A 12,071-nucleotide genomic window follows, 5' to 3' on the forward strand; every position below is an offset into this window, starting at 1 on the left:
ATGGAAGAAAGAAAACTTACAAAAGGAGATATCGACCGCGTGCGCAATATCGAAGGTTTCCCAATAGCGAAGGATGAGGACATCATTGCGCTCTCTCGGCCTCCATATTACACTGCCTGTCCGAATCCGTTTATAGAGGATTTTATCCATGAGCATGGTACACCATATAATGAAGAGACAGATGATTACCATCGGGAGCCATTTGCTGCTGACGTTAGTGAAGGGAAAAGCGACCCTATATACAACGCACACAGCTACCATACTAAAGTGCCTTATAAGGCTATAATGAGATATATACTACACTATACAAATCCGGGTGATATCGTCTTTGATGGTTTTTGTGGAACAGGTATGACGGGTGTTGCAGCTCAGATGTGTGGCTTTCCTGACGCCGAACAGGAATACTTGTTTAATAGCAAAATGCCCGAAATAAAATGGGGTGGTAGAAAGGCAATTCTTTGTGATTTATCGCCTATAGCAACATTTATTGCTCATAATTACAACACAATAATTAATGTGGAGGATTTTGAGCGAGAAGCTAAAAAAATACTCTCAGAATCTCAAAAAGAGTGTGCTTGGGTATATGAAACATATAGTGTTGATTCAAACGGCAAGCCTCAGTTAGATTCTTCTGGTAAACCCATAAATGGGAAAATACTTGATTTGATTTGGTCAGATATATTTGTTTGTCCCACTTGTTCAAAAGAATTTTCTTTTTATGATGTAGCGTTAGATGTTAATAGTGGCGCGGTTGCTGAGCAGTTTGAGTGCCCACATTGCAGCAGTTTACTTAAAAAGAAGGACTGCAATAACGCTGTTGAAACAGTAACTGATCCTATTTTGAACACAATAATAACAAGATCAAAAAAGAAACTCTCAGCAATAAAATATATAGTAGGGAAAAATCGGCTCTTAAAAGTACCAGATGAGCACGATATATTAGTTCAAAATAAAATTGAAAATTATGAAATTAAAACATGGGTGCCTATCGAAAGAATGACTGAAGGACGAGAAAGTCGCAGAAATGATAAATTCGGCATAACTCACGTTCATCAGTTTTATGAGCGTAGGAACCTATATGTTCTATCCGATTTATTCAGTAGAATTGCAAAAAGCAAATATTCAGAACAACTAACGATACTCTTTACCAGTCAACTAATTAATTTAAGTAAACTTAATAGGTATAGGCCACAGGTATCATTTCCTTATAACCCTTTGAGCGGAACCCTATATATTTCGTCTCTTAACTGTGAGTCAAATTGTTATGTTGCATATGAGAACAAACTGAAAAAACTAATAAATGCGTATTCATTAATCAAAGATAATAAAGTGATAATATCGTGCCAATCATCAACGAAACTACAGATGCTTGATAACTCGATAGATTATATTTTTACTGACCCTCCATTTGGTAGCAACTTGGATTATTCAGAGCTGAGTTTTATTTGGGAATCTTGGCTCAAAGTAAAGACTAATAATAATGAAGAAGCAATTATAAATAAAGTACAAAACAAGGGGTTGCCAGAATATCAAGCTTTGATGGAAAGCTGTTTCCGTGAATTCTATCGTGTGCTTAAGCCTGGAAGATGGATGACCGTTGAATTTCATAATAGTCAAAACTCTGTTTGGAATGCGATAACAGAAGCACTTCTACGGGCGGGATTTGTTGTTGCTGATGTTCGAACTTTAGATAAAAAACAGGGTAGCTTTAAGCAGGTTACTGCAGCTTCAGCTGTTAAGCAAGACTTGATAATATCAATATATAAGCCTACATCTGCATTCGTAGAGAAATTTGAAAAACGTGCTGGAGACCCAGAGATGGCATGGGATTTCGTAAGCCAGCATCTGCAAAACGTACCGAAAGCTCCTGATTCTACCGGAAAGATCGAGGTAGTGTCTGAACGGCAAGATTATCTGCTCTTTGACCGTATGGTGGCTTTTCATATTATGCGCGGTATTCCTGTTCCAATGGATGCGCATACATTCTATGCGGGTCTGCGGGAACGGTTTATTCAGCGTGACGGGATGTTTTTCCTGCCTGATCAGGTAAATGAATACGACGAGCGTCGCCAAAAGATGGAATTACAAGACCAGCAATTATCACTTTTTATTACTGGTGAAAAGAGCGCCATTATCTGGCTTAATGCGCAACTCGGTCAAGAACGCCAGTCATACTCGGAAATACAGCCCAAATTCTTACAGGACTGGCATCGCAACAAGTTTGAGCAAATGCCGGAACTCCTTGATATGCTCAAAGAGAATTTTCTTCAAGACGAGGATGGTAAATGGTATGTACCTAACCTTTCAGATAAGGCTGACCTTGAAAAGCTACGAAGAAAAAGGCTACTCAAGGACTTCTACGATATTTATATAAAAGGAACCGGACGAATCAAAAACGCCCGCACTGAGGCAATTCGTGTTGGCTTCGATGAATGTTGGCAAGAACGTAATTACTCCCTTATCGTAAAGGTCGGTGACCGCTTACCGGAAACTGTCCTGCAGGAAGACCCCGCTCTGTTGATGTATTATGATAACGCTGCAAATAGAATGTGAGGTGTGATACCGTGTTTACCGTTGGAGAAAGCGTAATAGACACCCAAAGCAATCGTGTTGTACTCATTGTTGAGGTTCATGAGCTTTGGGGTATAACAACTTACAAGGTTATCGATATGGTGACGAATGCAGTATATTCTGTTAATGCCGAAAACCTTGCATCTTCCGTGGCTGCATCCGTGGCCTCGGAGGCGTTTGTGCGCTTTGTCGCAGCATGGTGCAAGGTAAAAAACGAGCTTGCCAACGGTACAGTTTTCGACACCAGCGAAAGTGTTCTCCCGCTTCCTCACCAGCGTTATGCATTAGAGCGGGCAATGGCATCAAACGAAGTCAGATATATGCTTGCCGACGAGGTTGGGCTCGGAAAAACAATCGAAGCGGGCTTGATAATTAAAGAATTAAAAACACGAGGCATCATTGAACGCATTCTTGTAGTCTGCCCCAAGGGTCTTGTTACACAATGGGAAGCAGAGATGCTCGAAAAATTTGGTGAGCGGTTTACTATTGTTTCACCTGAAGACTATGCAACATTAAAGAAGATAAACCACGACCAGAATGTTTTTACACAATTTCCGCTGGTCATTAGTCCCATGGATGCTATCAAGCCACTGGAACAACGTAATGGTTGGACACAGGACCGCATCGATCAATACAATGATGACCGTATTGAGGCTGTCGTAGCAGGTGGATGGGATTTGATAATAATTGATGAGGCGCATCGTGTGGCAGGCTCAACCGGTGAGGTAGCACGGCACAAACTTGGAGACATGCTCTCAAAAGCAAGCCCGCATCTGCTGCTTCTTACAGCTACACCACATTCGGGTAAAACGGAGCCTTTCCTGAGGCTAATGCAATTACTTGACCGTGATGCTTTTCCAAATCCGAAGGCAGTGGTAAAAGAACAGGTAACGCCTTATATCATTCGTACAGAAAAACGAGAAGCTGTGGACAATGAAGGAAAACCGCTTTTCAAGGAGCGTCACACGCATCTTGTAAAAGTGGAATGGCAAGAACGCCATAGTTTGCAGCAGGAGCTTTATGAGCAGGTAACCGAATATGTGCGGACCGGCTACAATAAGGCCATGCGTGAAAAGAAACCGTACATTGGTTTTCTCATGGTGCTGTTTCAACGACTGGTTTCCAGCAGTACTGCCGCCATTGCTGACGCACTGGAACGTCGCTTAGAAATTATCACTACACAGTCAGAACAGCTACATACGGCAAACATTGGAGATTTAGCAGACCAAGAGATGGAGGAATCACTTGAAGAGGCATTGACTGTTCTTTCTGCCGGTATCGCTGAGGAGAAATTGCAGCTTGAACAGCTTCTGTCACTGGCAAAGCAAGCGAAAAACCAATTTATTGATGCTAAAGCCGAGCAGCTGTGTGAAATTCTTCGTGTGCTGTCTACGCAGGAAGCTGATGCGAAGATTATTATATTTACCGAATTTGTAATGACGCAGAAATTCATACAGGCGCTGGTTGAGGCACGCGGCTTTACAACCTCGCTTATCAACGGTCATATGTCAATAGAAGAAAGAAATGTTGCACTGCGTCAATTTCGCCGTGAACATAACATACTTATATCCACCGATGCAGGTGGTGAAGGTATCAATATGCAGTTCGCACATATTGTAATTAACTATGACCTTCCTTGGAATCCGATGAAGATTGAACAACGTATTGGTCGTGCAGACCGCATTGGGCAAGCCAAGGATGTCGAAGTATTTAATTTCATTCTTGATGATACTATTGAAAATCGAGTGCGCTCTGTTCTTGAGGAAAAACTGGCTACAATCCTAACAGAACTGGGTTTTGATAAACTTCAAGATGTGCTTAATAGTGATAGTGCAGATCTTGACTTCACCCAGGTATATATGAAAACTATAGCAGCACAAAGGTATGGAACATATTACACTGATGAGCTTGGCAAAGATATGGAAAAACAGGTTGGACAGGCTGTTAAGATCCGCGATATTATACGTGATGAAAAAACGCTTATGCCTGATAGTCAGTTTGAGCGGCAGCAACAAGCATTCCACAGTGTATTACGGACTATGCTCACTCATTATAAAACTTGGAAAGGATATTCCATTGATCCGCTATTTGATTTAGAACTGTCAGTTTCCGACCCTCAAATACAAATGCTACTTGGCGATAAAATTGTATGGCATCAAAAAGATGGCATTCCTGTTTTTGAAGTGAAAGGCGTAAATACCGAGAATGGGCTATGGTCATTATGGCGAATTTCCTTGAGCGATGGCGATGAAAACCAGCGCATGATTTCACTTTTTGTTAATGATAATAATGTCTACCGTCCTGCCGCATCTAAGCTGCTTTGGGATGAGATGCTTCACAATAAAATAACACTTAATATGCTGGGTTCGGAATCGCTTGACGATGACACATATAGTGCTATTTTCTCTCGTGCTGCTGAGCTGACTGAAGATACATTCCTTGAAATGAAGAATCATTATTATTCTCGGCGTGAACAAGAATACAAAAAGCGCAGATACGCCCTAACACTTCGCATAGAAGCGGCTGAGAAAATCGGCATAGAAAATATACGCGTGTCTCGTATAAAAAAACTTGAAAGGCAGTTGCAAGAGCTACAGCAGGAATACAATCGACATAAGAGTATTTGCCCTACGCTGCAGCCGATGTTAATATGCAAGGTGAAAAAGCCATGTTGAGAGATATACTTTTTGAAAAAGCTGGGCTGCCTTGGGTTGAACGGCTTATCATATACGATACTGATAACCTCGTTTCTCGAACTGCCGGAACCAACGGATTGTATTGGGATGAGTATAGAGTTTTTGAAGTGAAATACTCTGAAGAGCTCCGCTTCATTTATGAACGGGATTGTCGTCAGACTAAAGAAAGCACCATTTTTATAGTACCCAGTCTGGATATCAAAATACCTTATGACATTTATAAACAATTCACAATTGTTACGGTGGGGCTTGACACAGTATTTCCAAGACTTGATACCTCTACCCTCCGTGCTTCTCGCAATATTGATTTTGATTACTTATCTGTAGCAACGAAGTATTTGAATGGACGTCGTTTGACTGCAAAACAAACAAAAGCGTTTTTAACAGTTGATATGTTCAGTCAGGATATAGTAAATGAGTACTCTGCAGCTGCTACGCGAGAGCTTATAATGCGTTTGGCCTCATGTAAGACATACCGCGATTGGACGCCAATTATAGAATTGCTGTCAAAGCTTATGCTTCTAAGCGACAAAGGATTTGCGATTAAAGATATTCAAGAGACTTACAGTTCAGTTGATTCAACTTTCCGCAATTGGACTTCTGAGCGATACCCTTCTCTCGCGACGACGGCAGATATTAGCCAGCCAGTAATGCTTCATCACGTTTTGGATTTTGTGCGTAGAAGTAGCCAAAAGCCAGCAATCATTGTTATTGATGGTATGAGCTTTGTGGACTGGCAACTAATCCAAGAATCATTTGCAGATGCACCGTGGAGATTGAACGTCAATGCAGTTTTTTCGTTTATCCCAACGATCACAAGCATTGCTCGTCAGTCTCTGTTTTCAGGGGCAATACCGGTGCAGAACGCGAAGACATTCTCTTTAGCTGATGAAGAAAAACAGTGGCGACATTATTGGACGGAGAATGGTCTCCGAGACGATGAGATATATTTCGGAAAAACCGAAACACCCGAAATCCCCGATAAAATCAAAACAGCAGGAATTGTTGTGAATTTTATTGATGACCTGATGCATAGACAACTTCAAGGAACTCCAGGAATGGCAGTGGATATAGAAACATGGCTTAAAAACGGTACACTTCGAAGTATGATTGAAAATCTGTTGTCAGCTGGTTTTGATGTTTTTATCACTGCCGATCACGGACATACTGAAGCAGTTGGTAGTGGTCGATTCTCAAAGCCGGGACTTTTGACCGAGGATGTCAGCCGCAGGGCTGTTATTTATAAAGATTTTGCCGGTGCTGAAGAACTTGATAAGTTCAAGGTTTGCGAGTATGCTGGCACTTATATGCCGAAAGATTATCGCTATTTCCTCTTTGCAAATGAAGAGTGTATTGGTGATCGTGACAAAAAATACATCACACACGGTAGTGATTCTATTGAGGAATTACTGGTCCCGTTTGTTAGAATAGGAGTGGTTTAATTATATGGCAAAAATTGTTGCCTTTTCATTACCAATTGATCTCAACCAGCTGAATGAGGTTTATGAATTATACATTGCTGGTGTATCCAGAGAAGATGCTCGCACAAGGCTTGACGAACAAATAAGTCAGCATCTATCAAGTAAGGATACAATTAGAAAAACCCGTACAATATTGCTAAATGTTTGGTACGATGAAGAATCTATTATTCATCAATCTGCTGTTGAAGCCGCTCGGTACTTAACTCGTTCTGAGCGCTTACCAGTACATTGGGCTATGATGTTGATGCGGTTTCCCATTTTCAAAGATTTGTGTATTGTACTTGGCAACCTTTATGAGTTAAAGGACTGTGTATCGGCAGCTCAAATAAAAAAAGAAATATTTAACAAGTGGGGTGCACGCTCAACCCTTGAAACTTCATTGTCAAAAAATCTTAAAACGTTGCGTGATGTCGGGGCAATAAAATGTGCTGATAAAAGCGCAAACTATGAAAAATGTGTTCATACTGTATCGGACCCTAATGCCGTGGCATTGCTGTTTGCGTCAATCTTGCTGGCTACAGAACAGCAATATATGACCTGGGAAAGTTTCATATCTCATCCTGCAATTTTTCCGTTTTCTATTTGTAATGTTACGCAGGCAGATATGGCAGCAGTTCCATATTTGGCAATGGAACGCATGGGTGAGCAGGTAGTTTTCCGTGTTATTTCGCCTTTATCATAACCTTTTATTTCCGATGTTAGCCTATGACCTCAGAAAGCCCTTATCTAAGACGATACAAATACTGAATAGATTATAGCCTCCGAAGAAGTTACATTACATTCGGAGGCCTTTCTTTTTAGTCTTTCTTATAAAACATTGTCTCATAGCCATCGGCTCTAAGAGTCAACCCTTTTATCCAGGGTGGCGTTCGTCCCATCTGTTCACAAACTGCTTTAAGGGAGACATCCATGCTGCACTCGATAATTAGCTCGTCATGGACGTGACCACAGATAAAGCAATGCCTGAGTGTTTTCATGGCGTAGGCCAAGATATCTCGGCTGATTGCCTGGACAACATTTTCTGTAAACTTCGGACCGTAACTTTCTATGCGTTCCCATTTCTTAGTGTTGCCGGTACCTTCGTAGGTGACAGACTCACCACCGAACTGGTTCTGTTCGATTTTTGGTTTTACATAGGAAAGTCTCCTACCGGAAGGGAGCTCAATAAAAAGCATACCCTTCTGGTAATAGAAACTAATGCCATGTGTGTTGGTATGGGTTCGGAAACGGATAGCATCTTTGGCTGCCCTGTCAACATCCCACCACAGCTTTGTGATCTTCGTGTTTGAAGCTCTCCAAGAATCAACCAGCGGCTGCAGTTCATCTTCGTTCAAACCCATTTCTAAGGCACCCATAGCTTTAAGTGCTCCAACGCTTCCACCATATCCAAGTGCCAATTCTGCGATTTTTCCTTTTTGCCGAAGGTGGCTATTCACACCATGCTTCTCAACCGGTACATGGAACATAGCAGAAGCAGAAGCGCAGTAGATATCACCATTACTTTCAAATACGTCTAATCGCCATTGCTCCCCGGCTAAGAAAGACAAAACTCTTGCCTCAATAGCACTGAAGTCGCACACAATAAATTTGTATCCTGACCTTGGAATAAAAGCAGTTCGGATAAGCTGAGAGAGTGTATCCGGCACGTCATCATAAAGAAGCTTCACTGCATCATAATCTCCGAGCTTTACAAGTGACCTTGCATCTTCCAAATCAGGGATATGATTTTGAGGTAAGTTCTGTAATTGTATATGCCTGCCTGCCCAGCGACCAGAACGGGAAGCGCCATAATATTGGAACATGCCTCGAGCCCTGCCATCTAAACAGACAGTGTTCTGCATGGCCTGATACTTTTTAACGCTACTTTTTGCAAGCTGCTGGCGAAGTTGAAGCACGTCGCGTTGTTCCTCAGGCGCAGTCTTTATAAGAGCTGCTACATTCTTTTTGCCAAGCGACTCTGTCTCAACACCATTATCAGAAAGCCACTGTTTTACCTGCACTACGCTGTTTGGGTTATCGAGGTTGGTAAGCTCCTTCATTGCAGCAGTAAGTTCTTCTTTAGATTTCTCATCGAAGATGATGGCATTTTTAACGACACCCATATCAAGTAGGATGCCTCTATCATTAATCTCCTGATCCAAATGGTATTCATCCCATACAAACTCAGGTACTGGATAGCTTTCTAATCGATTCTTAATTGCCTGTTCCACCTCAACATCTCGGATATTGTATTTCTTAAATAAGGACCATTTTTCTATATCATGAGCAGGCAGGTTACGAGTACGGCCACCGTTTACTTTGGTGGGTTTGCAAGGAACACAGAAATATTTGATGAGGTCTTTGCCTTCTTTTAGTTTCTGTTCTCCGAGCTTAAGAACTGTGCCTACACCTTCAAGTGAAAGCGGTAATCCCATATAAGCTGACCATATCATACTGCAACGCCAAGAAGATGGATTAAGGTAACCGTTGGCAGTGTCCTCTGGTATGCTGTAGCTACTAAACTTATCCGGGTAATGCTTGCGAAGCCAATATGATAAACAAACACGTTCGAAGGAAGCGTTAAAGGCCCATTTTGTTACGTTATCATCGGTTAATGCATTTAGTATCTCTTCTGGAATTTTCTCACCTAAGGCCAGGTCAATAACGTGTACCTCACCGCCATTAATTGCGTAACCAAACAGGAGGACTTCAAAGCTTGGAGATTCTGCATAGCGATAGACACCACACTTGCCAAGGTCCACATCCGAGTAAGTTTCAAGGTCAAGAGAAAGTGTTTTTATATCTTCCATAACATCCTCCTTTCAAAAGAATAAGGCAGCAGCAGGAGTGCCACCGCCCAAGCAATTAAAACTTATCAAGTGGATCAAAGTTTTTCTTTGCTTTTTCTTTCTTGTGTTTTTTGATGGCGTCATTAATTTCAGTTACGACCCAGAATAAGGCTCCGATGATAAACACGCCGTATAAAGTAATAAGTTCAATAACAAGAATAGTTTCCATATGTTTACCTCATTTCTTTGATTGTCTAAGGTGGCAGGTTTTCCTACCACCCGGATTGTCAGTTACCGTTTAGGAAAGGAAGTCTTCATCATCCTCAGTAGCGAAGTCATCCTCGGCGTTAGACTTGCCGCCAAGATGCTCGCCATCACGGATTTTCTGAAGGTTATTAAGGGAACAAGCGATACCCTTATTTCCGTTGGTGTTGAATGCGTAGAAATTTACACTGGCACGACCGTAAACACCGGAATAAATCTCAGAGCGCTCGATGATAGGCTGACGGTCTGCATCTACGATGCCAGGTGCAGAGCTGTTGTTGGCATTCATAAAGTAGGCGTTTGCGTAAGTGGGATCATCAGGACGTTCTACATCGCCATCGCGAAGAGGAGTCTTAAGGGTTGCAAGAGGCGGTACTGTACGACCATTGCCTTTGAGCTTGCTTTCACCTTCGTGGTAAGCTGCTTCTATTGCAGCTTTTATCTTAGCGATGGTCTTCGTGTCGGACTTAGGGATAATGAGAGATACACTGTACTTAGGGGTGCCACCATTTATGGATTTAGGCTCCCATGCATTCACATAGCTCCAACGGGTATCAGGGCCAGTAACTACTTTTAACGGATTAACTGTCTTTGTCATGATTTATTTCCTCCTTAATTTTCATCAAAATCTTCAAATGCTGAGTTGTATTCAGGTCTCTTGTCATCAGCTGTAACAAGGACCGGTTTTCCAGGCGGCTTAAAGGTTAGACCACCGAGAATATCTTCAAATGTTTTCTTGCCGAGAAGTGCTGTCATGGCTGTGATGCCGAGCAGTTTCTTCTCATAGGGGTCTTTACCGGCTGCAATAACGACATCAGCCACTGCAGTTTCGTCGGTGTACTTTCTGTTGGAACGACCAGCGACTACTTTGAAACCTTCAAACGTGGTACCATTTAGAGCTTCCTTCAGAGCATACTCCTTGACATCATTTACCCAAGATACCAACTCATCAGCTTTTCCCAGGATGGCTGCGATCTCGTCGTTATCGAGAGTAGCGGGTTCTTCGAAGTCATACTTTGCGAGCTCCAGATTGTATTCAGCACGCTTCCTGCAGGTTGCTTTTGCCTTACAAAACTGGCAGTGCTCACCAGCCTTGTATTCGCCTTCGCCTTTGATAGCAAGCTGTGCAGTAGGAGCCAATACTTCCTCGGCCCACTTGATTAGTTCGCTCTTAGAGATGCTGTATTCGCTAATGTTTTCTCTACGAGGCTGGTAGATGATCAGGCGGATATTGTCGATGTCGTAAATGCCATCGAAAAGAGCCAAGCCTCCAAGTGCATAGCAGAACATTTGCGGATTTCTTTCCGCTGATACTTTAATTCCGAGACCGTATTTGTAGTCAATTACGGTAAGTGTGCCGTCTGATATAATCAAACAGTCAACATGGCCAAAGCCTTCCGGGACATATTTCGAGAAATCAAGTTTCTGCTCAATAAGTATCTGAGGATCAGCACAGGTTTCTTTTGCTTTCTCAAGCTGTTCAAGTACGAAGGCTGCATAGTATTCAGCATGGCTGTTCATTTCCTCATCGTAGAAGCTTAAAGATTCAGTCGGGTCCTTTGTGTCAAGTCCCAGCAATTTTTCAAGCTTGTACTGCGCAAGTGTATGGGCATCAGTGCCTTCCTGTGCAAAGCTACTGGACGCATCTTCAAACTTCTTACTAAGTAGTGCCGATGGTGGGCAAGCAATCCACTTGTGTGCGGACGAGGCTGAAAGCAGTGCATGTTTTACGCTCATTTAATTGCCTCCGCATCCGCAAGTAATGCGGCATACTGTGACGGGTCTACGCTGGAGAGCTTCTCTGCACCGTATTTTTTCAGAAGTCCCTTAAGCGCTTCTGTGTATCCAGCTCTGGACATTTCTGCAAACTTTTTGCGAACATCTAAGAACGAATACTCTGGGTTCGGTTCCTCTGTCGGTATCATGGGTGCTTCCATAACATTTTCGGGCTCGTCACCAGTACTTGAGAAAATCTCTGTAAGCGAGTCAGCAATGTTAATGAGAGTTTTGCCACAGTCCCTAAGTTCAGAAAGAACCTGACTAAGTTCACTCATCTTGCTCATTTGGAGTACCTCCTTCCTCCTTTTCTTGTTCCTTTGCAGACAAGGCTTTGATTTTCTGAGCCAGTCTCTTGGATACAACGCTAATGGCTGTGAGGGTGTCAGCGAGTTCTTCATCAAACTGCTGATCTTTTGAAGTCTCTGCATTCGTCTGTGTCTGCATCGTATTACCTCCCTTTCCGAGAGGAGTTGCTCCCTCTCTAATAGTCCCAGGACAGTTTTGTGTGGTTT

At 42.4% G+C, this 12,071-nt stretch carries 10 protein-coding genes; 4 read left to right on the forward strand and 6 right to left on the reverse strand.

What is annotated here, in order from left to right:
• From BUF11_RS01305 to BUF11_RS01320, 4 genes are read left to right on the forward strand one after another with little or no spacing between them, the layout of a single operon-like run.
• Positions 1-2,553 (forward strand): DNA methyltransferase, encoded by a 2,553-nt coding sequence (locus tag BUF11_RS01305; protein WP_073587854.1) that lies wholly within the window; start codon positions 1-3, stop codon positions 2,551-2,553.
• A gap of 11 nt (positions 2,554-2,564) precedes the next feature.
• Positions 2,565-5,246 carry a helicase-related protein gene (locus tag BUF11_RS01310; RefSeq protein WP_073587002.1) on the forward strand — a complete coding sequence of 894 codons (2,682 nt, stop codon included), beginning with the start codon at positions 2,565-2,567 and terminating at the stop codon, positions 5,244-5,246.
• Positions 5,240-6,709 (forward strand): BREX-3 system phosphatase PglZ, encoded by a 1,470-nt coding sequence (pglZ, locus tag BUF11_RS01315; protein WP_073587003.1) that lies wholly within the window; start codon positions 5,240-5,242, stop codon positions 6,707-6,709. The genes BUF11_RS01310 and pglZ overlap by 7 nt, the downstream gene beginning before the upstream one ends.
• Before the next feature lie 4 nt (positions 6,710-6,713).
• Positions 6,714-7,430: a hypothetical protein gene (locus BUF11_RS01320; RefSeq protein WP_073587004.1), complete on the forward strand. Its 717-nt coding sequence runs from the start codon at positions 6,714-6,716 to the stop codon at positions 7,428-7,430.
• Positions 7,431-7,545: 115 nt separating this feature from the next.
• Here the strand turns inward: BUF11_RS01320 and BUF11_RS01325 are convergent, their stop codons facing one another.
• From BUF11_RS01325 to BUF11_RS24205, 6 genes are all read right to left on the reverse strand, one after another.
• Positions 7,546-9,528, reverse strand: a complete 1,983-nt coding sequence (locus tag BUF11_RS01325) for a DNA polymerase (RefSeq protein WP_334293022.1) — start codon at positions 9,526-9,528, stop codon at positions 7,546-7,548.
• Between the two features lie 64 nt (positions 9,529-9,592).
• Positions 9,593-9,745, reverse strand: coding sequence for a hypothetical protein (locus tag BUF11_RS24200; protein ID WP_175561963.1), 153 nt, complete (start codon positions 9,743-9,745; stop codon positions 9,593-9,595).
• A 69-nt stretch (positions 9,746-9,814) separates the two neighbouring features.
• Positions 9,815-10,378 (reverse strand): DUF2815 family protein, encoded by a 564-nt coding sequence (locus BUF11_RS01330; protein ID WP_073587006.1) that lies wholly within the window; start codon positions 10,376-10,378, stop codon positions 9,815-9,817.
• Positions 10,379-10,392: 14 nt separating this feature from the next.
• Complete coding sequence (locus tag BUF11_RS01335) at positions 10,393-11,517, reverse strand: DUF2800 domain-containing protein (RefSeq protein WP_073587007.1); 1,125 nt, start codon at positions 11,515-11,517, stop codon at positions 10,393-10,395.
• Positions 11,514-11,843 (reverse strand): hypothetical protein, encoded by a 330-nt coding sequence (locus BUF11_RS01340; protein ID WP_073587008.1) that lies wholly within the window; start codon positions 11,841-11,843, stop codon positions 11,514-11,516. The genes BUF11_RS01335 and BUF11_RS01340 overlap by 4 nt, the downstream gene beginning before the upstream one ends.
• The gene (locus BUF11_RS24205; RefSeq protein WP_175561964.1) at positions 11,827-12,003 is read right to left on the reverse strand and encodes a hypothetical protein; all 177 of its coding nucleotides are present in this window, start codon (positions 12,001-12,003) and stop codon (positions 11,827-11,829) included. The genes BUF11_RS01340 and BUF11_RS24205 overlap by 17 nt, the downstream gene beginning before the upstream one ends.
• Positions 12,004-12,071 lie beyond the last annotated feature (68 nt).

The organism is Anaerocolumna xylanovorans DSM 12503, assembly GCF_900143645.1.
In the GTDB taxonomy this organism is placed as follows: domain Bacteria; phylum Bacillota; class Clostridia; order Lachnospirales; family Lachnospiraceae; genus Anaerocolumna; species Anaerocolumna xylanovorans.

Coding starts and splice junctions, on each gene's coding strand:
- BUF11_RS01340 (WP_073587008.1), bottom strand. CDS start 11,843: ATGAGCAAGATGAGTGAACTTAGTCAGGTTCTTTCTGAACTTAGGGAC.
- BUF11_RS01330 (WP_073587006.1), bottom strand. CDS start 10,378: ATGACAAAGACAGTTAATCCGTTAAAAGTAGTTACTGGCCCTGATACC.
- BUF11_RS01335 (WP_073587007.1), bottom strand. CDS start 11,517: ATGAGCGTAAAACATGCACTGCTTTCAGCCTCGTCCGCACACAAGTGG.
- BUF11_RS24205 (WP_175561964.1), bottom strand. CDS start 12,003: ATGCAGACACAGACGAATGCAGAGACTTCAAAAGATCAGCAGTTTGAT.
- BUF11_RS01320 (WP_073587004.1), top strand. CDS start 6,714: ATGGCAAAAATTGTTGCCTTTTCATTACCAATTGATCTCAACCAGCTG.
- BUF11_RS24200 (WP_175561963.1), bottom strand. CDS start 9,745: ATGGAAACTATTCTTGTTATTGAACTTATTACTTTATACGGCGTGTTT.
- pglZ (WP_073587003.1), top strand. CDS start 5,240: ATGTTGAGAGATATACTTTTTGAAAAAGCTGGGCTGCCTTGGGTTGAA.
- BUF11_RS01305 (WP_073587854.1), top strand. CDS start 1: ATGGAAGAAAGAAAACTTACAAAAGGAGATATCGACCGCGTGCGCAAT.